The following is a 23,697-nucleotide window of genomic DNA, read 5'->3' on the forward strand; positions in this document are numbered from 1 at the left end:
TGAACATACGGTCCTCAAATAAACTTTTGTTGTACTCATTATTGCAATTTAGCAAGAAGTAGCTCCAGTTCCTCCTTCTCAAGATGTCTCCATTGCCCACGTTCCAGATGATCCAAGGTAATATTCATAATTCGAACACGTTCCAGCTTTAGCACCCTGTAGCCCAAAGCCTTGCACATTCTACGAATTTGCAGATTCAATCCCTGTGTCAAAATAATACGAAACTCGTATTCGCTTATATGTTCAACCTTACACGGTTTGGTAATGACGTTCAATATTTCAACGCCGCGAGACATGGTCTGTGTAAATTCATCTGTAACAGGCTTGTCTACCCTCACCACGTATTCCTTCTCATGGCCATGCTCGGAACGCATCATTTGGTTGACAATGCTTCCATCGTTGGTTAATAAAATGAGTCCCTCTGACGCCTTATCCAGTCTGCCAATGGCAAAAATACGTGAAGGATAATTGATATAACGAATAATATTGCCCTCCACTTGCTCCGCTGCCGTACATACAATGCCGATAGGCTTATTTAATGCCAAATATACGGGTTTACTACGGTTAACTGGGATAGTTTCCCCATCAATTAACACGATGTCCTGTGGCTCTACTTCCGCACCCGCTTCACATACGCTACCATTAATTGTAATCCGCCCTGCTGCAATCAGCCTGTTCGTTTCCCGACGTGAGCAGAATCCTGTCTCACTAATGTACTTGTTAATTCGCATGATTCACTTCCTTTACATCGTAGCATCAGATTTATAGATAACTATAGAGAGTAAATCTGTATTGTTTTATTAAAAAAACATCTGATTACATATGCATAATCAGATGTTCGACTTTGAAAACAACCCTATACATGCTCGGCTTACTTACTTCTGCCGCCTCGATTCCCATTTGGCTTGGCAGCAGCGCCTTTTGCAGCTCCGGTCGCTGTATTTCCAGGTGCACCGGTAGCAGCACTTTTTCTCCTTACTGGCTTCGCTGTTTTGTTCCAGCGTGTCCAGCCTTTACTTCCCGTACCTCTGCCGGTTCCGCCACCCTTACTTTTTCCACCCATATTATAATCACTCCATGACTAGTCGTTCAGATTTAACTAAGCTATCATACCATTACTTTGAACATAATGCCCATTTGTTTTGAAAACAGAAGCAATGAATTGAAAATATTTATGTATATCAGTCCTGATCTACTATAAAACTGGATAAGTAGCTTTTAATCGTTTGTTATAGTTATATTTTTTTTGATTTTTAGATTTTAACTTCGCAAAAATTAGGTGTCAAAAAAAGGACAGCATAATCATGTGAAAGCTCACACATGTTAGTCTCTGCGCGAAAAAAATGTTTACTTAAATTCCTTTAAAGGATAATTTTGTCCGAAGAAAGAGGGGTGTTAAATGAGTACTGATGTAAAGTTATATGTGGCTCGCCACGGTATTGGAACTGGTAATGAGCCAGATGCTCCACTCAGTTCAGATGGCTTTAATCAGGCGGAACAGTTAGCTGGTTTTCTGTCCCAAATGGAAGATTTACATGTAGACTGTTTGATTTCCAGTCCATATACGCGAGCCTGGCAGACTGCGGAAATCATCGAAGAAAGATTAAAAATCAAACTTGGTCCACCTGGAAACCGCCTTAGAGAGCAAGGAGTAAGAGGCGTTACCGAAGAGGAATCGGATGAAATGGTTATCGCCCGGGTCACTTCCCTAACGGAAGAATTGCTGAAAAGCGATCAACACACCTTTCTGTTAGTCACCCATCGCTTGATCCTAACACTTCTGTTGCATCACTATGCTCCAGACTTTGTTCTGGAGCATATAACAAATCCGGATCTCTATCTTTTAACGTTTCGTGATGGAAAGTGCCAGGTGAAGCGTTTGTGGAATACGATGCAGCCTGTTGTAGTTTAATTCAAAAAAACTGGGAGGTAAACTAATTATGCAAGGAATGCTGGAAAGAAATCGCATCACTACTGTTACCAAACCGGATGTATCCAACATGTCTCTTTGTATCGAAAATGTGAAGAAGGCTGTGCTCTCCAATCTTCATGGACCATCAGATCCTACAGACTATCATCAACTGATGGGAAGACTCCACGCGGCCAAAGCCAAGCTGCCTAAAATATATCAAGAAACGGTTGCAAGTCCGTTTATTAAAGAACTGGACGAGCTCGGGCAACAAGGCTTCACTGAAATTTTAATTCAGGACCCAAGCAGAACTAGAGCTGCTGGACTCATGCTGGATATTGCTCAGAGCATTTTGCAAAATGGAGAAGGCTACAATGTCCTCGCGACCGATGCTTTTCAGGAAATTGTGAGCGACCTGTATGACGGTTTTCTTAGCGCAGAAGATCGCCAAGGAATAAAAGAACCAGATCTCAGCATCATTCCAGCTCTTGTAAAATGGGGAGCGCCGGAAAATGGCCCATACACATGGCCCGCTGACGCCACAGCCGCATTTAAAGTGCAAGCAGCTATAGTTAGCCTTCCTCCTGCACATGCGACAAACGGTCTAATGGCTTGGTCCAGTATCCCGCATGAAGTATGTGGTCATGATATTTTGCATGCTGATCTGGGTCTACTTCAAGAGTTGGCCAATGTCGTCAGAAACAGATTAAACAGCGAAAATATTGGACAAGGGCTACCGGACTACTGGGCTTCTCGCATTGATGAAACCGCGTCTGATGTATTGGGTGTCCTAAATTTGGGACCAGCAGCTGCCATTGGTTTGGTCGGTTATTTTCGGGGTATGAATGCCGCGTTTTCCGGCAGAGCTCAACTTCGAAATGAGGGACCTGCCCGTGATCCACACGCCGCAGATATTTTACGGGGATACTTGGGTGCCTACGCCACTGCACTGTTGGAATTTGACCAAGCTGGAGCATGGGCGGAAATCATTGAATCGGAGACCGACAAGGATTTGTCCAATATTAAACTTAACGGCAGAGCTATCGACGCTAACACAGCAAAACGTTCTGCACGTATTGTGGCAGAATCCATAATGAAGACTAAACTTATAAGCCTCGAAAACCACAGTCTGGATGAAATCCAGAACTGGAGAAACGAGGATGAGAGCATCGCCGCACATTTACGAACCTTGCTGCAAACTACAGGTTCGCTTACTGACGAGCACCGTTCCGGCTTCTACGCTGCGCATGTGGTAGCTGCTGCTATCACCGAGGGTCTTTCTCGCGAAGCGGATCTGCAAGTTATATTTAATCGGATGATATCGCTGTTAAAGCTGATGCACGACACCAATCCTGCTTGGGGACCACTTTTCGTACAGCATCCCGGCGACATTTCACGTCATCTGCTCTATCATCCAGCCTCTCCAAACTTGATTTCCATCTAGCCAATCCATAATCATAACCCGCAAAAAGTTTGTTTAAGGGCAAGCATCCTTTTTGCGGGTTACTTTCCTTTAAAAGACGCTCCCCCCTTAACGGCTACGTGTTAGCATGTCAGCAAGAGTGTATTTTTGCTTGTGCACAGGTTAATAATGAAAATAAGAAATTAGCCTGTAAAAAATCAGCCAAAAGGGAATGACGCAGATGTCAGTTGATGTTTATCTTAACTTTAATGGAAACTGTCGCGAGGCAGCAGAATTTTACGCACATGCTTTTGGGACTGAGAAACCAAAGATCATGACGTTCGGGGAAGCACCCCCCAACCCCGATTATCCTCTACCAGAAGAAGCCAAAAATCTGGTCATGCATACGCGGCTTCAAATTGATGGAAGTAATGTGATGTTTTCAGACGTTTTTCCTGGTATGCCTTTTGTTGCGGGAAACAACATCAGCCTCGCCATCGTCAATAAGGACGAGGAGAAAATTCGATCATACTTTCACAAATTAAAAGAAGGCGCGACCGTAAACATGGAGCTTCAAGAAACATTCTGGAGCAAATGCTACGGTAGCCTTAAAGATAAGTTTGGAATTGAATGGCAATTAAGCTATGATAACGAAATGACCGGCAGATAGGCCTTTTATATTGTCATACGACAGTGGAGCCCTCGCAAGCTATTCTGATTGAATGCTTTGTGAGGGCTTCATATCAATCGCAGCCTTGAAATTCTTCCAAAACCTTGGATTTGTCTCCATGGATCTTATCCAGGTGATTCTCTCCCCAATAGCATAAATGGTCTAGTGCGGGTTTTAATCCCCAGCCGTACTGCGTTAACTCATACTCCACTTTAGGTGGGATTTCATTATAAACCTCTCGTGTAACAATCTCATCCTTTTCCAGGCTTCTGAGCTGAGTGGTCAGCATTTTTTGAGTAATGCCAGGCATTAACCGACGAAACTCAGACGATCGTTTCCGTCCTGTCATCAGATGGTAGATAATTAAAGGCTTCCATTTTCCTCCCATTACCTCTAAAGCTGCTTCCACTCCAACTTGATACTTCTTTTGAACCCTATTTTTGGTCGGTTCATTCATTCCTTTATCCTCCTTTAGAAGGCTACGTTTGCTAAAAACAACCCATCACTTCAATTCGTGACTCAGGTCAATTTAGGTAATCTACCTAGGGCACTTCCATGTTCCTATGGCACCTGTATTATCCTATAGAACGTAAAAGTGCGTACTTCCAGATTATTTTCCTAATGTTTATAATAGCAGCAAGCATGGAGCATGCCTAGAAGTTAGCCTATTGAGAAAGGTAGTGAAAACATGAAAGTACTAGTCGTTGTTTCACACCCAAGAAAAGATTCCCTGACCTTTAAGGTTGCCGGTCGTTTCGTACAAGGTCTTGTCGATGCGGGCCACGATTATGAGATATTGGATTTGCATGGGATCGGTTTTGATCCTGTTTTAAAAGGAGTAGATGAACCGGATTGGTCCGTTGCGGAGCAGTCTTTTTCCCCTGAAGTAGAAATGGAAATAAGGCGGTTGAAGGAGCATGATGCGTTGGCATTTATTTTTCCACTTTGGTGGTGGCATTTGCCAGCTATGCTGAAGGGTTATATTGACCGTGTATGGAACAATGGGTTTGCGTACGGTTCGAATTACCTTCATCATCAGCATATCTTGTGGATTGGCTTGGCTGGCGTTTCGAAAGAACAGCTGAAAAAGCGTAGATATGATGAAATGATTACTCATTTGCTGAATGTGGGTATTGCAGATTATTGCGGTGTTTCCAACTCCAAGGTTGAATTCTTAGATGAAACTCTGGGTTCAAATTCCGATCATTATGAAATATTGCTGGATCAAGCTTATCGCTTGGGTCTGAATTATGCCAAGGATTAGGCTTTATTTACAAACCGCTAACCCATCCATATTTTCCGTGGAAGTGGGTTAGCGTTTTTTTCCTTCATTAAACATTAACTGGCCTTCGACAACAAATAGAGAAAATAAGGGGTAACCAAGATAGTGATTATGATTCCGGTTGGAATATCAGCACCAAAACTGATCGTGCGTGTAAGGGTATCAGCAATCAATATAACGAGCGAGCCAACCAATGCAGTAGTAGGTAACAGCAGCTTATGATTGGGTCCTACCAACCTGCGAGCCAGATGGGGACTAACCATGCCCACAAAAAAGAAATTCCCACCAAGTGCCACGCTACCAGAAGCCAGAGCCACTGCTGCGATCGTCAAGCCGATAAATTCCCTTTTAATGGCTACGCCGAGCCCCGATGCTGTCTGATTGCCCAAATTCAGCGTATTGAGTGTGTTAGACCTGTAAAAAACGTAAAGGCTGATGATCAGCACCCAGGGGAGCAGCACCATAATATAGCTCCAGTCATCCCCCCAAAGATCTCCAGCCTGCCAACGCAGAGCAAAATCATACTGTTGCTTGTCTAATCGGAGCGTCAGTAGCAGCGACAATGCGCTGTAGCCACTCCCCATAGCAACACCCGTTAAAATTAGGCCTGTAGGTGAAATGTCTCTTCCCCGCCTAAAAGCAAACATAAAAATCAAAAATGCTGCTGTGAGCCCACCTGCAAAAGCCAGCCCTGGAAGAATAATAGGCGATAGTAATCCCTCACTAGCGAACAGCGTAATATATAAAAGCACGAATAACCCCGAGCCCGAGCTGATGCCTAGTGTCCCTGGACTGGCCATGTCGTTTTTGAGCAAGCTTTGCATAATACAACCCGATATCCCCATGCCAATACCCACTAATACGGAAAGCACAATACGTGGCAGTCGAAATTCAAATACGATCAGATTCTGCTTGCTCGTTCCTTCGCCGATGATGACCTTCAATACTTCAAGTGGAGACAGGTTCATTTTTCCAACATTCATGCTGAGTACAGCAACCAGCAGTGTCAACACGGTTAACAGTAAAATAATGCTTATACCCCTGCTATTGCGGGACAGATTCAACTAAACTCCCTCCTTTGCTTGCGCACATGGTAGAGAAAATAGGGTACGCCGACCAAAGCAAAAATAATGCCTAGCGGCGTTTCATGAGGGCGATTAATCATTCGACCCAGCAAATCTGCTGCCAGTAGAAACACTGCTCCATACAACGCTGAGGCGGGAATAATATATCGATAATCTGTACCGACCAGATAGCGTATAATATGTGGCACGATCAAACCTACAAACCCAACAGGACCGACTACAATAACCGATAACCCCGTTAAAATTAATACGATTAAGGTTGAAAATAGCTTGATTCTATTCGCTCGAATTCCTAGGCCTGATGCCACCTCCTCTCCAAAGCTCAAGATCGTAATGGAGGGAGACAGGGCGATAGCACAGACCAAGCCCACTACAAATAGTGGTGAAATGAAAGCCAGTTCACTCCACTTGGCACTGGCTGTACCACCAGCAGACCAATAATCAAGTGCTTGACCAATCTCATACTTAATTGCGAGAAAAGTGCTGAACGCACCAAAGAGCATAGAGATGGACATTCCTGCTAGCACTAAGCGCTGAGGCGTCATCCCCCGTATGCCTATAGACGCGATGTAGTACGTAATTCCTGTGGTGGTTGCTGCGCCCAAGCAAGAATACAGCATGGTTTCACCATAGGTGCGCCCTGGCAAAAAGGCCATACATAGCGCAATAGCAAATGTCGAGCCTGAGCTTATACCAATGAGTCCCGAGTCGGCCAATGGATTGCGAGTCGTTCCCTGCATGATCGCCCCGCACACAGCTAGGCTACACCCAACAATGATGTCCGCCACAGTGCGTGGAAAACGCAATGTATGAATAATTTGGTGTTCCGTAATATTGGGATCAAATTGAAATACAGCCCCCCATGCCAGCTTCAAGCTCATTTCCGCAGCACCAAAGGTGATGGATGCTGCGGAAACTATCATGAGCAGAAACACGCCCACAATCATGTAGCTTACAAAATGAAATATTCCTTTTTTATTTCGTTCTTTGTGAGTAGACATTGATTACACCCTTAGTTGGTCAATTATGCATCATTACTTCGTTTGTTCCAGTAATTTGCCAATAATATAATCTAGCTGTCCTGTCATACTAGCAACGTCCGAATAGTAGAACAGTCCTGCATATTTCGCTGGAATTTCGATGATGTGCCCATTTTTGACGGCTGGAATACTGCTCCAGATTTTGGTTTTCGCATATTCGGATTCTTTGCCTTCCTGCTTAAACCACAGGACATAATCGCCAAAGTATTCAGCAGCTACCTCGTAGGATAAAGAACCTCTCCCCTCTCCAGAATTTTTAACCAATGTGTTGAGTTTTTTCGGTTTGTGAAGTCCTAGATAATCGTAAATCAACGTTCCTCCACGTGAGCCTGTTTCATAATATATTCCGTAGGAGCCACTGCCCCAGTCCTCAAAAATGCTAAACGTTTTGTCTTTGAATATGTCGGAATTTAGTTTTTCTTTGGCCTCACTCAACTTGCTTTCAAACTGTGAAATCACTTTATCCGCTTCTGCTTCATGTCCTGTGGCCTGACCAAGGAATTTCATCCGTTCCACAGACGTCATCTTACCCTCAGGTATTACAAGAACAGGTGCAATTTTGGACAGCTTATCATATCCTTTGTATCATATGTAATGATGAGATCTGGATCGTACTTCATAATTTCCTCAGTCTCCCATTTTTCAATAACAGGAATCCCGTTAAACTTATCGTAAAAAGGCATGGTTTCTTGTTTCCAACCAAATACCGCAGCTGGCTTGATTCCCAGCGTGAATACATCGCCAATATACCAGTTCACCACTACCCGTTGGGGGTTAGCAGGCACCTTTACATCTCCTTTTATCGTAGACACTGTACGTGTACCAGACTCACTGCTTGCCTCTTCCTTCGCCGAAGATGCAGGTTGAGCAGATGAATCTGAGGAACTGCCAGCATTTCCACACCCTGAAATAACGAAGATTATTACGAATAATGCACACAAAATCATGTAAAATTTCTTGCTCATCATATAATGCATGTTGTAAATTCTCCTTTAACATATTGTAATTGTAGAGCATACTTAAAATTAGTGATATTGATAATCATTATCACTAATATAAAATTGTAAATTTCACCTCCAAGATTGTCAACTGTTTCTTTACGTTTTAGTTACTTTAATGGATTTTCCAACGTTGCCCTTCTATTCGCTTCATGCCATTCCTGATAGATTCCTCCAATTTCATAAAATGCTTTATTTATTTCAGTTGTCAGCTCCTTCATGATCTCCTTGGTATATTTTAGATGAGTATTTCGGTTATCTACTTTATATTTACGAAGCAGATTTAGGTGAGCAATGATATGAATCGTATCTTCGATGATCCAATACATCACATCCTCTACATCTTTGGTAAGCTTATTTAGCATCTGTACGCCTCTTTCATACATTTGGAGCGTGTACCCCTGTTTGCCAACTTTCACATGCGGACTCAGATCATCATAAAAACCTGTACGGAAAGGTCGGCTTACATATTGCTCATACTGTTCTTCGTACATCGAAGTTTGTTCGAGCAGCTTAACGGTCATTTCTATGATTTCTTGTTCATTGTATATTTTTCTCATCCTATTTCATCTTCCTTTTCTATACTAAAATTTAAGTCATCATCATATTAGGTTATAGGTAATGCAATAAAATACTAAACTATTTTTTTACCAACCATTAACAATTCTTTTTACTGCAAACGATAATTAGAATAGAGGGATTTTCCTCGATATTTTAATTGAAGGGGACAGGCAAATGAATAAAGTATGGGCGAAAGCATCGGCTATTTTATTGGTAGTGGTATCCCTAATCTTCAATGGAACGTACGCGCTCGCAGCTTCAGCAACATCCACGTATATCGTTACGTTTCAGCAAGCAACCCTGGTCTCGAATGACCATGTAGGCAACGATTGGGCCATCGCTGCCCAGGTGGCTGGTCAGTCCATTAGTGAAGGTAACAGCGTAAAAGTAAAAGCCAAGTCGGGTAGCAGCATTAAGCTGTATGCGTACGCTGAGGAACAAGACAAAATTCCTGATGTAGGCGAAATCACGAAAAATGTAAAGGTCTCTTCGGTTTCTTCCAAAGGTTCTACCGTTAAGTTAAGAGTCACTGTTACTGAAAATCGTGGACGATACTCAGGTCATCAAGCCGTTTGGGAATTCACCTATAAGATTAAGAAACAATCATAAAGCACTATAAATAGACCGTCACTCTCAGGAGCGGCGGTCTTCATATTTTACAAGTCAGGACAACTAGGTAGATACCATTTCGGGATATAGATTTGAAAGCAATCATATGCCTCCAAAACCTCTTCAGCTCGTTGTACCATATCGTCTACCTCTTCTTTGCCAAATGGAATGGCCCAGGGAATCGATGAAAGCTGATTGCTTGCAATATACAGTGCCATTAATCTAAAAAATAAATCCGGTACATCATTATGGAAATAACCGTGAATACGACCTGAAGCAAATAATGGGCTTAATCCTGCACACCAGGTAATACGGTTGAATTCTTCCCAGGGATCACCATAATCCAGCCTATTAAAATCAATGATCCCCAGTTCACCAGATGGGGTAACCACCATATTTCCGACGTGATAATCCCCGTGCTGAAATGTCTGGGGGCGATTTTCTAATAGATGACGGTTTTGCTCAATAAAGCTTATCGTTTGATCTGCTCCCTTTAAAGCAATACCGCATGACTTATAGTTTCTGATATATCTGTTGATTTTGGCATTATAATGTTCAGCCCATGGGACCAGGTCCTGCTCTGCATGAATCTCATGCAATTTAGCCAATACCTCTCCCGCCTGAAACCCGAGTTGATACTGCTGTTCGGCGTTTAAGGATGGGATAACACCTTCAGCATCTTCCCCGTTGACCCAGGTAAATAAAGAGTATACCGACTGTCCGTTGTTGCATATCCCAAAATCAAGCGGACGGGACATTAGAAAATTATCTATATGATGCAGCTTTTTTACGGATTCAAATTCTCGCTGTTTCTTGTCATATTGGGCGATATCCGAAATTCTCAATAGTAACTCTCTACCGTCAGCGGTTTGAATATGATACTTGTTGTCACTGGACCAGCCCTTATGTATTTCTTGCACGTTGCTCCATGCACTGGCACCCGGTATTTCCCTCAAGAGTTGACTCACGCTCGCATCCCTCCACGCTAATAATAGCCTTGCTTGCTATGCCTTCCATAGTTTACCTTCAAAATGAGGAAGGAATCAATCTTCTTGCCAGCATAAACCCAAATAAAAAGGCTGAAAAGACAAATTGTCTCTTCAACCGGATTATAAAATGAGTTGTTATTAAATACCCATTATAATTACCTATCACATATTCATATATACCCTCAATTTAGTAAGCATAGGAAAACTCATTTTTAAATTCGTCTACTCGTTGAATGGTTTTCAGAATATTCCGACCTTCACGGGTACCATCAATAATACGACGCGCTTGTTTGCTGTCTCCGATGTTTACAACTTCCACTTGATGGTCTTTTCCATATTGAAGCAAGCTATCCATCAGCGGAGTGTATGAACGCATACCCAAACATACGAATCCGAGATCAAAAGGAATTTCAAACTCCTGTTCTCCACGCTTTACTTTGAAACGGTCGCTGCACACTTCCGTCAAAGCTGTCTCTGTATGGACGTTCACTTCTCGTTCCTCCACCATTTTCATCATTGAAATGCGGGTGATCATATCCAGGTCCTTACCCAATAAAGGCATCATTTCAATAATGGAAACTTCTTGAGCCCCGCGTTCTGCATAATATTCTACAACATCCAGTCCCACGGCTCCACCACCCACTACAGCAATACGTTTGCCTTCAAACTCTTGAAAGTTCTCCATATTGTTCAACAGATCAAAAATAGAAAATACTTTTGTACCCGGTTTGCCTAGTTGATCGTGCAGACCTGCAATCGGTGGAAGCAGCGGTTTGGCCCCCGTTGCATTAACAATAATATCAGGGTTCAGAGCACTAATCATCGTCAGATCTGCTCGTGTGCCTGTGACAATATTCAGATTGGTTAATTGCTTGGTGCGCTGAATCAGATAATCCGGGAAGTCATTGATGCGCGTTTTGTCTGGTAAGCGTGCAATATCACGCGCAAGGCCACCCAGTTCTGCCTTTTCTTCAAAGAGGGTTACTTGGCAGCCTACCTCAGCCGCTGTACAGGCCGCTTCCATTCCCGCGGTACCCCCACCGATCACAACGACTTGGACATTGTTTCTAACTCGTTGTTTCCGGTATTCAGCTTCCTTGAACAAATCTGGATTTACCGTACAGCAAATTGGTTTACTTTTGGAGATACGATGATCGGCACAACCAATGTTGCAGGAGATGCATTTTCTAAGCAAATGCTCGTAACCGTTTTGCACTTTGAGTACCCAGTTCGGTTCTGCGATCAAGCCTCTGCCCATTGCCAGAAGATCAGCGTCACCTCTTTCCAATATGTCCTGCGCAGCCTGTGGGCTCCGTATATTACCTGAGGTCATCGTGACCTTTCCGAATTTATCTTTTACTGCTTTAGCCATATAAGAGCGCCAACCATCTGGCAGGTTCATCCCGTCAATCTGGTACTGAATGGAATCATTTAGAGCTGCAGAAACGTTCAAAATATCTACCTCATCATTGAGATACTCCAGTAACTCCAGTGTATCTTCCAAGGTATTCCCACCTTCTGTAAACTCCTCCGCACTAAAACGTAAGCAAATGGGAAAGAATGGACCCACCACTGAACGAATTTCATCAATGACTAATCTGGCAAAACGAGTACGGTTTTTTGCGCTACCGCCAAATTCATCCGTACGTTTATTGTACACCGGCGAAAGAAACTGACTCAGCAAGTAGGAATGTCCCGCGTGAATTTCAACACAGTCAAATCCTGCTCGCTGTGCTCTTCCCGCTGCTTCTCCGTATTTACGCACAATGGCATAAATTTCTTCTTTTTGCAAAGGTCTTGGAATCGCTCCACCCTTTTTAGAAGGAATATTCGAAGAAGAAACGGGTTGAACTCCGTTCAGTCGTCCAGCATAAGCCGAAGCACCCGCATGGTTAATTTGTACAGAAACACATGCTCCGTAAGAGTGCAGAGCTTCTGTTAATCTAAACAGTCCAGGAATAAACTGATCATTATCCATCCGCAGCTGGGTTGTTCCATTCGTACCCATAGGGAAATCCAAACAAACATTTTCTACTGTGATCAGGCCGGTCCCCCCTTTGGCCCGTTGTACGTAATAGTCAATATGATCCTGAACAAAGCTTCCATCCATGGCAGCAAAGTTGGTTCCCATCGGGGGCATTACAATCCGATTCTTCAAGGTCATACGCCGTATGGTCAGAGGTTCAAATATCGCAGGATAGTGGTTCATAGTTCTTCCTCCTTGCAGTTTTGCAAATTTCATTCATTTTCAAGTTTCATTACATAACTCATATATGTGATTTTTTTCACTTTAAAGAATATCGAAGTTTTATTGAGTACGATCATTCCTTATGACTTGATTTTATATTATTCGATCTATAAATTCTAATGCTATTTTATGTGCTGAATCATAGTTTCAGTCTATAGATAAAATGTAGTCCTACATAAAAAAAGGAACCATCCTTTAAGAAATGTTCCTTTCAGCTCAAACCCAAATCATACTTTATTCGTTATTCACCTATGTATCCGTTCTTTTGAAACCGTAGGGCCTACGCTCCAATATACCTTCCCTAACATATCTGTCCAACAGTTCACACATTGTAGCATATCCATTTTTGCTAAATGAAGGTGTGTAGGCTTTGGCTTTAGGAGAGGTGTTCAGATATTGAAGGAAGAATCCCTCATCTATCACCTGCGTATCGTAAATATAAGCTTCAATCGATGTATGCCGTTCTGGGTGATGCTCCCCAATATTCACAAACAGACAATGATCACCATGTAAATCAGCTGACCATATTCCATCTATAATCAAGTCTGTTTCTCCTTGTTCCAGCCATTCAAACTGAGTTGGGAACGGAACGTACTCAGAAGGTCTCATTTGATGGGTTTCGGTAGCCATTCGTTCACATAAACGCTGCGCAGATAGCGTGTACTCGTCCCAAAAGCCCAAAATAGCCATATCTCTTGCGCGCGAGTATCCCCAATCTTGATTTTCTTCTGTCGAAGTTTTGAACTGTGCTAACGATTGGTCTATCCTCTTATGCCTCATTGCTGTTCTCCTTCCTCCGATCTATCACAAGATGTACTCCCATTTAGAAACCAAAAATCCCCCGCTCGAAAAGCCGTGTGAGTTCAAAAAAAGAAACATCACGGCTTAACGGCAAGGGAAATATATCTATCTGTATACAGATTATACTTTTAGATCACCATCATAGGTGGCAATCATTTTGTATAGTTCGGGACGACGATCACGGAAAATGCCCCATTCGATCCGTCCTACTTCCAGCTCGTCCAGATCAAATTCGGCGGTAAGCACTTCCTCATCGGTACGACCAGCCTCTGCTATCTTATTCCCTTGAGGGCCAGCGATAAAGGATGAGCCGTAGAAATTGATGCTGGATTCTTCATCGGTTTCCTTTCCGATACGGTTGGAAGCAATGACTGGAATCAGATTGGAAGCTGCATGACCTAGCATGCAAGTCTGCCAGTGATCCTTAGAGTCAATGGAGGAATCTTGTGGTTCTGAACCAATCGCTGTCGGGTAAAATAAAATTTCTGCGCCCATAAGCGCCATACAGCGGGCCGCCTCAGGATACCATTGATCCCAGCACACGCCTACTCCGATTTTGGCATAACGTGTATTCCACACTTTAAAACCGGTGTCGCCCGGATTAAAATAAAACTTTTCCTCATACCCAGGGCCGTCCGGGATGTGGCTTTTGCGGTATTTACCTAACACTTCACCATCTGCATCAATAACAGCAAGACTGTTGTAACGAGCATAGTTCTTCTTCTCGTAGAAGCTGATTGGCAGCACAACCTGCAATTCCTTGGCAATCTTCTTGAAATGGTTAACCGCTTTGTTGTGCTCCAACTCAGTTGCATATACATAATAATCAGACTTTTCCTTCTGGCAGAAGTATGGAGTTTCGAACAATTCCTGCAGCAAAATTATTTGCGCGCCTTGGGCCGCCGCTTCACGTACCAACTTCTCTGCTTTGCTGATATTTTCTTCGATATTGGTAGAACAGCTCATTTGAGTTGCTGCCACTTTTACTTTTCTCACCTTAGTCCTCCTTATAAATGTTGTATCGTTCAACGCTTTACAGCAGGCATCTGCTGGGTTGTACAGTGTACGTTACCGCCTTCACGGATAACTGCCATACCATCTACAGTGCGGATCTTGCGATTCGGGAATAATTTTGACAGCACTTGCTGGGCTGCAAGATCACTCTCAGCAGCAGTTCCGCCAAACACAGGCAAAATAATGCCGCCATTCACAAAGTAGAAGTTAATATAGCTCAGTGTCAGTCGGCTGTCTTCATAATCCACACGCGGCGGTTGGCCGATCTGAATCACTTCCAGCTTACGACCTTTGGCATCCGTTGCTTGCTCTAGAATACGCAGATTTTCCTGCGTGATTTCATAATTTTCATCCTCAGGATCATCACATACTTGCATAATGACCTTGCCAGGAGCAGCAAAGCAAGCAATATTGTCCACATGACCATCCGTTTCGTCGCCACTGAGTCCACGTTTTAGCCAGATAATTTTCTCGGCACCTGTATATTCGCATACGTACCGTTCTATTTCTTCTCGGCTTAATTCCGGATTGCGGTTGGGATTGAGCAAGCACTCTTCGGTTGTAATTAGAGTACCTTCGCCATCTACATGCAGTGAGCCGCCTTCCATTACTAGCGGTGCATCTAACCGCGGAACTCCAAGTTTGTCCAGTATTTGCGGCGCAACCTGGTCATCCAGATCCCATGGAGCATATTTGCCGCCCCAAGCATTAAACTTCCAGTTAATACCTGCCAACTGACCCTGCTCATCCGTCAGAAAAGTTGGACCGTTATCACGTAGCCACGCATCGCTGTGCTCTATCGGTAACAGTTCTACCTGTTCCCCGAGCTCAAGCGCTTTAACGCTCTCCAGATCATCTGGATTTACGACTACGGTAACTGGTTCAAATTCCGCCATAGCACTTACGATTTCGGCATAACCCTTACATACCTCGGCATGCATATCGGGGTAAACCATTGAAGATTTTACAGGCCAGGAAATATACGTACGTTCATGTGGCGCCCATTCAGGCGGCATCTTATAATGTGAATCCTTAATTTGCATGTATTGAAACTCTCTTTCTTTTCAGAATGTAGACTCCGCTCCTATCATACAATAATATGATCTTTGTCTCAATCGAAGCGGAAAAGTTTTAATAATTTACATTGAAATTTGAGAAATTACTTTGAAAAGGTGATTGCTTTCACCGTACTGCCATCAAAATCCTTCACGGTAAATTGTGCTCCCTCCAGCACACCATAAGAGGATGGATAGTTTTCTTTTGGCAATGCGATTGAACCAGGGTTCAGTACAAAGACCCCATTTTCCACATCTGCTACCGGAATATGAGTGTGTCCTTGAATGAATACATCACCCGCTTCAAGTGGCGGTAAATTTCCGATACTAAAACCATGTCCATGCGTGATATAGATTCGCCGTCCTTCATGGTACAGTAAAGCATAATCACCCATCATCGGAAAATCCAGCAACATCTGATCCACTTCTGCATCGCAATTCCCGCGTACCGACACCGCAATGTGAGATTTGTACTTGTTCAGCATAGAAGCCACTTCCGCTGGGTTATATCCTTCCGGTAACGGATTTCGCGGTCCATGATACATGTAATCTCCAAGCAAGACAAGACGGTCAGCTTTCTCCTCCTTGAATTTTACCAGTGCCAATTGCAACCAGTACAGCGAGCCATGAATATCTGATATAAACATTAATTTCATAGTTTTTCCTTCCTTTCTGAATAGGCCATAGTAATTTGGAAATATTCCTCTTACGTTCATTATTACATTATTCCCTGAACAAATCTGTGCAAAAATGTTTCTTTACGTTGGGTAGTTCTCTGTAAAGACGCAAAACTACAGTTCCAAATGAACTGTAGTTTTATGGTTAATTTCTTATATACTTGTGCTTGTCATCTTCGGTAATTTTACGGATGACCTTACAAGGGTTTCCTGCGGCAATCACACCAGAAGGAACATCTTTGGTAACAATGCTTCCTGCACCAATAATTGAATTATCCCCTATCGTGACGCCCGCCAGAACGCAAACATTACCACCAATCCAAACATTATTGCCCACAGTAATTGGAAATACAATTTCCAACCCTTCATTACGTTGCTCCACATCAAGAGGATGACCCGCAGTATAAAATCCGCAGTTAGGAGCAACAAATACATTATCACCGAACACTATTTTTGCCCCGTCAAGCATGACTGTATTGTGATTACTATAAAAATTTTCACCGATTTCAATATTATACCCATAATCACACACAAAAGGCTGCTCAATCAAAAATCTATCCGTTGTCTTTCCTAGTAAAGTTTTGATGAGTGTTTCTCGTTCTTCCATATTTCTAGGATGGAGCTGATTATATTCGTAGCAGAGACCTTTGGCGTATAGACGTTCCTCAATCAACTCTTCATCATAATTAGCATTGTACAGGAGTCCTAATTGTGATTTTTCTTTTTCTGTCATCGCTTGTCCACACTCCGTTTATGTAGTTAGATTCTTGTCGTAAATGACGCTCATAAAAAAATTGGCGACCGCTTCCCCCATAATAAAGCAGAGGCGGTCGCCACGTAAAAAACATCATTATGTTTTTATAACTTAGTTACTGGTTTATTTATAAATTAACGTTTCAAGCTTCCACCGTTTGTGGCAATAACCTCTTTGTACCAGTGGAACGATTTTTTTCGGTATCTTTCAAGTGTACCGCTGCCATCATCATGACGGTCAACATAAATGTAACCATAACGTTTTTTAAGCTGAGCAGTCGACGCGCTGACAAGGTCGATACAGCCCCAAGATGTATAGCCCAGAACCTCTACTCCATCTTCAATCGCTTCCCCAACTTGAACCAAATGATCATTCAGATAGTTGATCCGGTAGTCATCTTCAACCGTTTTTTCACCTTTTTCATTGGTGATAAGCTCGTCCACAGCGCCCAGACCATTTTCAACGATGAACAGTGGTTTTTGGAAGCGATCATAGAATGTATTCAGCACATAGCGCAGACCTTGAGGATCAATTTGCCAGCCCCACTCACTTGCCTCGAGATGCGGATTGCTCACCCCACCGAGGATGTTACCTTCACCTTTGACTTTTTTAGCTTCGTCTGCAGTCTCACAAGTACTCATGTAATAGCTGAACGAGATAAAATCAACCGTATGCTTCAGATCTTCAGCATCACCTGGCTCAAAATGAATAGAGATTCCGTTTTCTTTGAAGAAACGTTTCATGTAACCTGGATATTGACCTCTTGCATGAATATCGGCAAATGCCATGTTTCTGTGATCAAATTCCATTGCTGCAATTACATCGTCTGGATTAGGTGTCAGCGGATAAGTAGGCATACTCAGTACCATACAACCAATTTTGAAATCAGGATTAATCTGATGACCGATTTTTACCGCTCTTGCACTCGCTACCAGCTCATGATGAATAGCTTGATAAAGATCTTGTTCACTAAGTTGATCTTTTGGTGTGCTAATCCCGCCACTCATGAAGGGTGCTTCAAGAATGGAGTTGATTTCATTGAATGTCAACCAGTATTTTACTTTATCTTTGTAGCGATTAAATACAGTTGTTGCATAGCGCTCATAGAAATCAACAAGCTTACGGTTTACCCAACCATCGTATTCTCTGGACAAATGTAAAGGTGTTTCATAGTGAGATAATGTAACGAGTGGCTCAATGCCATATTTATGAAGTTCATCAAACAAATCATCATAAAATTGCAAGCCTTGTTCATTAGGTTCCAACTCGTCACCTTTAGGGAAGATACGTGACCAAGCTATGGAAGTACGGAACACTTTAAAGCCCATTTCCGCAAAAAGTTTGATATCTTCTTTATAATGATGGTAAAAATCAATACCAATCAACTTCATATTATCTTCTGTTGGTACATCCGTAACCGGCCCCCAACCACCACGAGGAGTTACATCCTGAATGGACCAGCCTTTTCCGTCTTCTTGATAAGCACCTTCGAGTTGATTAGCAGCAACTGCTCCACCCCACAGGAAATCTTTTGGAAACTGTGTACTCATATTTTCTCCGCCTTTGCTGATGTTTTTTCATTAACTAGGACATAAACACGTTACCTCTACGCTAATGTTTATAAAGTACTTCTAATTGAATCTTAAGGTTTGTAACGCGTTTCATGTCAAGTATTATTTTAAAAACTTGCAGAGTCTATAATCGTATTATCTCCAATACTTACTTCCATATTTATAACAACGTCCCGACCCATCTATCCGTTAATTACCAATTGTAACTGGGTGAGCTATTCTTCAAAGCGGAAGGCTTCTATTTTCTTTTTTCCACCAATTGTAAATTGTAGGTCAGGCTTTCAAGGGTAACTGAAATCAACCCATACATGTATTCATCGTGCGTATCGTTTTTTACAAAAATCTCAGGCATATGTTCTTTGGGTACATCTTTAAGACAGCCGTTATAAATATCATCCAACAGTGCTGGCTTAGATAACTCTCCAGTCAAAGCGATCGATACAGGGTCTATAATCGCAATAATGGATGTTATCGTTTTGATCGCCAAAGGAACAAATTCCTGTGTGCTATTTAACTGTTTAAGCTGTTCCTCTCTCGTTATGCCAAAGGGTAAAAAGGAAACTTCCCCAGCAAATTTGGTATTTCCTTTTAACAAATGTCCATCGACAATAAAACCCGCTCCCGGAAAATTATCCTTGGGAAACGTAACAATAGCAAAGGTTTTGTCCTCATCATAATTTTGCATGTTATAAAATCCATAGACGGTCAGATGCATATCATTTTCAATGGTGACTTCTAACCCGTATTTATCTTGAAGGCGTGGTCCTACAGGGACTCCTATCAGCAGATCAAGGTCACAGACATCAATAACCCCTTGATGAACAACCCCCGGAATGCCAATACCAACGGCTTTGACGTTTCCATAGGTATGAATTAGCTCTCCGACTTGGTCATCTATGACTTCATAATCAATATGCGGCACAACGGATGTATTCTCTGCGATAATATCGCCAAGCATATTGGCCACAGCATAAGTAAGAGAATGTACTCCTCCTTCTGTTTTCACAGTTAAACAAATAATATAGGAATAATCAGCGTTATATTTGTACCGTCTAGCCGGGCGACCGCCACTCGACTCTTCCAATTCCATCTCTAATACTTCTCCGGTTTGAAGAAGCTCATTCAGAATATTCCCACAGGTTGCCACACTAAGTCCTGTAATACTGGCTATAGACGACTTGGTTGCAAATTCCTTGGATTTCAGTGTGTTTTTAACTAGCTCTACATTAATTCGTTTGACCCGAATGGTATTATTGGAGACTGGTTGTATTTGAATACACCCCTTTTGAAGTGATTATTAAAAGGTTAATAATAAGCTGTAATATAACGCCCGGTCTGCAATAAGTCAATTTGCACAACCCGTACGCAAGAATATGATTCTCCATTCGATTAGTCGATCATCATGATATACTATGGATAAGAGGCAAAAATTTAGTGATAAAACTAACAAGAAAAGGGAGATTCTATTGGCAACTAGCGAATATGTAGCAATCATTGCGTTGATCCTCTCCGTCATACTTTTGTTCAAGGTCTACCGTCTTCAATCTCGACTTAATAACCTGAAATCCGATGTGGAGCGTCTTGAGAACCGTTCAGGACCAACGGAAACATCGATGTCAAGTACAATTACTCCCCCTCCTCCACATTTCCTAGACGCAGAAGCTTCAAAAGAAATCAATCAAAGGCTGCTTCTACTGATCAGGGAAGGAAATAAGATTCAAGCCATAAAAGAATTAAGAATCGCTAAGGATATGTCTCTTAAGGATGCAAAAGATTATGTAGATCATTTGGAAAAGCTTTAAGAAAGGAAGAATTAAAATGAGTGTCAGCAAAACAAACGCCATGCGCATATTAGACGGGCAACACATCCACTACAATATTTTGAGTTATGACCATCAAGATGGAAAAATAGACGGTATGAACGTAGCCGAAAAGATCCAAAGAGCACCGGAATCCGTTTTCAAAACCTTGGTTGCACATAGCAAACAAAATCTGTTTGTTTTTGTGATTCCTGTACATAAAGAGCTTGATCTCAAAAAGGCTGCCAAATCTGCGGGAGAGAAAAAAATTGAAATGCTTCCTGTTAAGGAGTTGCAAAAGCATACAGGATATATTCGCGGTGGCTGCTCTCCCATAGGAATGAAAAAGCTCTACCCCACTTATATCGACCAGCCCGCAGTTGAACTGGAAACGATCGTTGTAAGCGGCGGGAAAATTGGAACTCAGCTGGAACTGAGTCCGCACGATTTGGCTCAAATCATTCAAGCACAGTTTACAGATCTATCGCACACGGTATAAAACTCATCACGTCATCATAAAATCTTTATGCGTATTTTCTCTTAATCCTATGCTTCATCATGCTTCAACCTAGAGAGGAAGATCAAATGATGCATAATGATTGCTCAAAGAAAGTCGGAATCCCCCAACCCATCAGAAGTGATGGTGCAGGGGGCATCGACAAGGGTCCACGTGATGTGATGAGGGATTTACAAAATCCGGATATGCTGGTTCCTCCCGTAACGGACAATGGTCTCATACCGAATATGCGGTTTTCTTTTTCAGATGCTCATATGCAGCTTAATCATGGTGGGTGGTCAAGAGAAGTTACAGTAAGGGAGTTACCCATTGCCACAACTCTTGCCGGAGTGAACATGAGTTTGACACCGGGCGGTGTCCGTGAGCTTCACTGGCATCAGCAGGCAGAATGGTCTTATATGCTGTTAGGAAGTGCACGGATTACGGCAGTTGACCAAGATGGACGTAATTTTATTGCTGATGTGGGCCCAGGCGATCTCTGGTACTTTCCACCAGGCATCCCGCATTCTATACAGGGCCTTGAAGAAGGCTGTGAGTTTTTGCTGGTTTTCGATGATGGCAGTTTTTCCGATCTGAACACCTTATCCATCTCAGATTGGTTCGCCCATACTCCCAAAGAGGTGATTTCTGCAAATTTCGGGATTCCAGAAACCGATTTTGCAGCCATTCCTCAAGACCAAGTCTACATCTATCAGGATTCCGTTCCCGGTTCAATCCAAAGTCAAGCGGTTCCCTCTCCCTATGGGACGTTGCCCCTATCCTTTAAGCATGAATTACTAGCTCAGCCCCCGATCAAAACACCGGGCGGAAGCGTACGGATCGTCGACTCCTCCAATTTTCCGATTTCCAAAACTATCGCAGCTGCCCTGGTTGAGATTGAGCCCGGAGCCATGCGAGAGATGCACTGGCACCCCAATAATGATGAATGGCAATACTACCTTGCAGGGCAAGGACGGATGACTGTCTTTGGCGGTAATGGTGCAGCCCGGACATTTGATTTTAGGGCCGGGGATGTTGGATATGTGCCTTTTGCTTATGGTCATTACATTCAAAATACTGGCTCCAGCACACTATGGTTTCTTGAAATGTTTAAAAGTGACCGTTTTGCAGATGTGTCCTTAAATCAATGGATGGCTCTTACGCCTACAGAACTGATTCAAAGTAATTTACATGTTGGTTCTGATGTAATCTCTAATTTACGAAAGGTCAAATGGCCCGTCGTCAAGTATCCTGGTTACTCTTATGACCCTAAAAATAAATAAAGGAATCACTTCGTCATGATGTCTTCCAGCTGTTTCTGTGGCTCAGAACAAACTGCTCAAATGAGACCGGACAGCGCCCAGTGACAAGCTTAACGGTATCAGTCACTTGGTCTTCACTTCCGTTTTCACGTATCCTTCTATCCAATCCTGCCAGCATATCTGCATATTCTTCAGGCATTCCAGCGCGAACCATGCCCGCTTTCAACTCTTCATCAGACAAAGAGATATGCTGGATCGGTTGGACTGTTGATTTCCCAATAATTTCAGCCACTTCGTTATATGTTAGTGTTTGAGGTCCAGTGATGACATGAGCCGCGTTGTGTGGTTTATCGTCAATAAGAGCCCTCACTCCCACTTCTGCAATGTCATCTGCACTTACGAAGCCTATTCTCCCGTTTTGGGTTGCACTATAAATGGCCTTGTTGTTTTTGATCGTTTCCACATGCTGGCCTTCTGTGAAATTCTCCATAAAGTAGGATGGCTGTAATATAGCCCACTCTGGAGCTAATCTACGAAGTGCTTGATGCACAGGTCCAAATACTGGCCCGTCCTCAGGCACAGATGCGCTGCCTAAAAGCACGAATCTTTGCACTCCTTCTCTCAAGGCCCTCTCAATAAAAGGAATCATCACTTTGGCGGGATTGACGTCCAACACAGGTACTACCAAATAAACTTTATCTACATTCATCAGCGCCTGTGTATGTGTTGATTCATCATACCAATCAAAATATACATAATCTGTCCTTTCCCAATTGCCAGGTTTAGTACGCCCTGCCAAACGTACCGGATACTGAAGTTGCGTAAGTTTGGCAGCTACACGGCTGCCTGTTTTGCCGTTTGCCCCTGTAATCAACGTTATATTTCTGTCTTTCATAAAATTCAACTCCTATTTAAATTTTTTATCTTAGTCTAGATTTTCATATCTCCATGAGGCTTGAACTCTTTCATTCATGATTCCAAGGCTTCAAGAGCTACCAAAGGGTTCCAGTAATCTTTGTAGTGAGTAATTTTTCCGTTCTTCAACTTAATAACAGAAATGTAGGTTTGATTATACGGTTTACCTGTGCTCACAGCCTGCGCCTCACAGGCAAATTCGGCCACGAATAAATCCGGGTCCGTTGTCGTATGGATAATTGGTGAAGAGAAATCCTGAATCCGAAGCATATTAGGAAATTCCTTAATATACTCGTAAATCGCTGCTTTGCCTTGAAGCATTTGTGCAAAATGCTTAGGCGCATAAGGGAACTCGAAAACAGCGTGATCATCAAATAATGAAATCCATTGCTCCATATTTTCTTCTAACATGTTGCTCATAAATTTATGCATGACTGCTTGCGCTTGCTGTTTTGCTTTGTCGGTATTCGGATTGATTGTCATGGTAGACACCTCGCATAATTATTTTTAGTTCCTGCTTAAAACAAATTCAAGACAGAAATTAAACATAAGAATTCTAG

The 23,697-nt window shown here is 42.6% G+C and carries 27 protein-coding genes; 8 read left to right on the forward strand and 19 right to left on the reverse strand.

Annotation, left to right across the window (positions count from 1 at the left end):
* Positions 1–38: 38 nt before the first annotated feature.
* Both MMB75_RS22710 and MMB75_RS22715 read right to left on the reverse strand, forming a co-directional pair.
* Positions 39–731, reverse strand: a complete 693-nt coding sequence (locus tag MMB75_RS22710) for a pseudouridine synthase (protein ID WP_031463481.1) — start codon at positions 729–731, stop codon at positions 39–41.
* Between the two features lie 140 nt (positions 732–871).
* Positions 872–1,063 carry a DUF3934 family protein gene (locus tag MMB75_RS22715; RefSeq protein WP_016818999.1) on the reverse strand — a complete coding sequence of 64 codons (192 nt, stop codon included), beginning with the start codon at positions 1,061–1,063 and terminating at the stop codon, positions 872–874.
* Between the two features lie 336 nt (positions 1,064–1,399).
* On the opposite strand from MMB75_RS22715, the gene MMB75_RS22720 reads away from it, so the two are divergent.
* From MMB75_RS22720 to MMB75_RS22730, 3 genes are all read left to right on the forward strand, one after another.
* The gene (locus tag MMB75_RS22720) at positions 1,400–1,912 is read left to right on the forward strand and encodes a histidine phosphatase family protein (RefSeq protein ID WP_277511006.1); all 513 of its coding nucleotides are present in this window, start codon (positions 1,400–1,402) and stop codon (positions 1,910–1,912) included.
* A gap of 28 nt (positions 1,913–1,940) precedes the next feature.
* Positions 1,941–3,353, forward strand: a complete 1,413-nt coding sequence (locus MMB75_RS22725; RefSeq protein ID WP_277511009.1) for a hypothetical protein — start codon at positions 1,941–1,943, stop codon at positions 3,351–3,353.
* A gap of 199 nt (positions 3,354–3,552) precedes the next feature.
* Positions 3,553–3,981 (forward strand): VOC family protein, encoded by a 429-nt coding sequence (locus MMB75_RS22730; RefSeq protein WP_031463479.1) that lies wholly within the window; start codon positions 3,553–3,555, stop codon positions 3,979–3,981.
* Between the two features lie 73 nt (positions 3,982–4,054).
* On the opposite strand, the gene MMB75_RS22735 is transcribed toward MMB75_RS22730, so the two are convergent.
* Positions 4,055–4,438: a winged helix-turn-helix transcriptional regulator gene (locus MMB75_RS22735; protein WP_016818995.1), complete on the reverse strand. Its 384-nt coding sequence runs from the start codon at positions 4,436–4,438 to the stop codon at positions 4,055–4,057.
* Positions 4,439–4,669: 231 nt separating this feature from the next.
* On the opposite strand from MMB75_RS22735, the gene MMB75_RS22740 reads away from it, so the two are divergent.
* Positions 4,670–5,245 (forward strand): NAD(P)H oxidoreductase, encoded by a 576-nt coding sequence (locus MMB75_RS22740; RefSeq protein WP_031463477.1) that lies wholly within the window; start codon positions 4,670–4,672, stop codon positions 5,243–5,245.
* Positions 5,246–5,319: 74 nt separating this feature from the next.
* Here the strand turns inward: MMB75_RS22740 and MMB75_RS22745 are convergent, their stop codons facing one another.
* The 5 genes from MMB75_RS22745 to MMB75_RS22765 form a co-directional block, all read right to left on the reverse strand.
* Entirely contained in the window at positions 5,320–6,327 is a 1,008-nt protein-coding gene (locus MMB75_RS22745) for a FecCD family ABC transporter permease (RefSeq protein WP_277511011.1), read from the reverse strand.
* Complete coding sequence (locus tag MMB75_RS22750; protein WP_277511013.1) at positions 6,324–7,349, reverse strand: FecCD family ABC transporter permease; 1,026 nt, start codon at positions 7,347–7,349, stop codon at positions 6,324–6,326. Before MMB75_RS22750 ends, MMB75_RS22745 begins: the two co-directional genes overlap by 4 nt.
* Positions 7,350–7,382: 33 nt before the next feature.
* A complete protein-coding gene (locus tag MMB75_RS22755; protein ID WP_277511015.1) occupies positions 7,383–7,913 on the reverse strand; it encodes an ABC transporter substrate-binding protein in 531 nt (176 codons plus the stop codon).
* Between the two features lie 14 nt (positions 7,914–7,927).
* A complete protein-coding gene (locus MMB75_RS22760) occupies positions 7,928–8,365 on the reverse strand; it encodes an ABC transporter substrate-binding protein (RefSeq protein ID WP_277511017.1) in 438 nt (145 codons plus the stop codon).
* Positions 8,366–8,496: 131 nt separating this feature from the next.
* The gene (locus MMB75_RS22765) at positions 8,497–8,946 is read right to left on the reverse strand and encodes an immunity 63 family protein (RefSeq protein WP_017428528.1); all 450 of its coding nucleotides are present in this window, start codon (positions 8,944–8,946) and stop codon (positions 8,497–8,499) included.
* Between the two features lie 175 nt (positions 8,947–9,121).
* On the opposite strand from MMB75_RS22765, the gene MMB75_RS22770 reads away from it, so the two are divergent.
* Complete coding sequence (locus tag MMB75_RS22770) at positions 9,122–9,556, forward strand: hypothetical protein (RefSeq protein ID WP_017428527.1); 435 nt, start codon at positions 9,122–9,124, stop codon at positions 9,554–9,556.
* 47 nt (positions 9,557–9,603) lie between these two features.
* Here the strand turns inward: MMB75_RS22770 and MMB75_RS22775 are convergent, their stop codons facing one another.
* The 9 genes from MMB75_RS22775 to MMB75_RS22815 form a co-directional block, all read right to left on the reverse strand.
* Positions 9,604–10,524 carry an aminoglycoside phosphotransferase family protein gene (locus MMB75_RS22775; RefSeq protein WP_277511020.1) on the reverse strand — a complete coding sequence of 307 codons (921 nt, stop codon included), beginning with the start codon at positions 10,522–10,524 and terminating at the stop codon, positions 9,604–9,606.
* Between the two features lie 208 nt (positions 10,525–10,732).
* Complete coding sequence (locus MMB75_RS22780; protein WP_277511022.1) at positions 10,733–12,754, reverse strand: oxidoreductase; 2,022 nt, start codon at positions 12,752–12,754, stop codon at positions 10,733–10,735.
* A gap of 288 nt (positions 12,755–13,042) precedes the next feature.
* A complete protein-coding gene (locus tag MMB75_RS22785; protein WP_102997309.1) occupies positions 13,043–13,573 on the reverse strand; it encodes a hypothetical protein in 531 nt (176 codons plus the stop codon).
* Between the two features lie 141 nt (positions 13,574–13,714).
* Positions 13,715–14,590: an N-carbamoylputrescine amidase gene (gene aguB, locus MMB75_RS22790; RefSeq protein WP_016818981.1), complete on the reverse strand. Its 876-nt coding sequence runs from the start codon at positions 14,588–14,590 to the stop codon at positions 13,715–13,717.
* A gap of 29 nt (positions 14,591–14,619) precedes the next feature.
* Entirely contained in the window at positions 14,620–15,651 is a 1,032-nt protein-coding gene (locus tag MMB75_RS22795) for an agmatine deiminase family protein (RefSeq protein ID WP_025364805.1), read from the reverse strand.
* A 116-nt stretch (positions 15,652–15,767) separates the two neighbouring features.
* Entirely contained in the window at positions 15,768–16,319 is a 552-nt protein-coding gene (gene yfcE / locus MMB75_RS22800) for a phosphodiesterase (protein ID WP_025364804.1), read from the reverse strand.
* Positions 16,320–16,485: 166 nt separating this feature from the next.
* A complete protein-coding gene (locus MMB75_RS22805) occupies positions 16,486–17,073 on the reverse strand; it encodes a sugar O-acetyltransferase (RefSeq protein WP_025364803.1) in 588 nt (195 codons plus the stop codon).
* 155 nt (positions 17,074–17,228) lie between these two features.
* Positions 17,229–18,644, reverse strand: coding sequence for a glycoside hydrolase family 1 protein (locus MMB75_RS22810; protein WP_025364802.1), 1,416 nt, complete (start codon positions 18,642–18,644; stop codon positions 17,229–17,231).
* 259 nt (positions 18,645–18,903) lie between these two features.
* Positions 18,904–19,812 carry an ROK family protein gene (locus MMB75_RS22815; RefSeq protein ID WP_031463469.1) on the reverse strand — a complete coding sequence of 303 codons (909 nt, stop codon included), beginning with the start codon at positions 19,810–19,812 and terminating at the stop codon, positions 18,904–18,906.
* 319 nt (positions 19,813–20,131) lie between these two features.
* Between MMB75_RS22815 and MMB75_RS22820 the strand changes: the two genes are divergently transcribed.
* The 3 genes from MMB75_RS22820 (at position 20,132) to MMB75_RS22830 (ending at position 22,243) form a co-directional block, all read left to right on the forward strand.
* Complete coding sequence (locus MMB75_RS22820) at positions 20,132–20,467, forward strand: hypothetical protein (RefSeq protein WP_025364800.1); 336 nt, start codon at positions 20,132–20,134, stop codon at positions 20,465–20,467.
* A 16-nt stretch (positions 20,468–20,483) separates the two neighbouring features.
* Complete coding sequence (gene ybaK, locus MMB75_RS22825; RefSeq protein WP_016818974.1) at positions 20,484–20,963, forward strand: Cys-tRNA(Pro) deacylase; 480 nt, start codon at positions 20,484–20,486, stop codon at positions 20,961–20,963.
* 89 nt (positions 20,964–21,052) lie between these two features.
* Positions 21,053–22,243 carry an oxalate decarboxylase family bicupin gene (locus tag MMB75_RS22830; RefSeq protein WP_029514310.1) on the forward strand — a complete coding sequence of 397 codons (1,191 nt, stop codon included), beginning with the start codon at positions 21,053–21,055 and terminating at the stop codon, positions 22,241–22,243.
* Between the two features lie 13 nt (positions 22,244–22,256).
* Here MMB75_RS22830 and MMB75_RS22835 read toward each other — a convergent pair whose 3' ends face one another.
* Together MMB75_RS22835 and MMB75_RS22840 are read right to left on the reverse strand one after the other, a co-directional pair.
* Positions 22,257–23,117 (reverse strand): NmrA family NAD(P)-binding protein, encoded by an 861-nt coding sequence (locus tag MMB75_RS22835; RefSeq protein WP_257127044.1) that lies wholly within the window; start codon positions 23,115–23,117, stop codon positions 22,257–22,259.
* Between the two features lie 74 nt (positions 23,118–23,191).
* Entirely contained in the window at positions 23,192–23,620 is a 429-nt protein-coding gene (locus tag MMB75_RS22840) for a nuclear transport factor 2 family protein (RefSeq protein WP_090891206.1), read from the reverse strand.
* Between the last annotated feature and the right edge of the window lie 77 nt (positions 23,621–23,697).

The sequence above is a fragment of the Paenibacillus sp. P2(2022) genome, assembly GCF_029522175.1.
GTDB classification, from domain to species: Bacteria; Bacillota; Bacilli; order Paenibacillales; family Paenibacillaceae; genus Paenibacillus; species Paenibacillus polymyxa.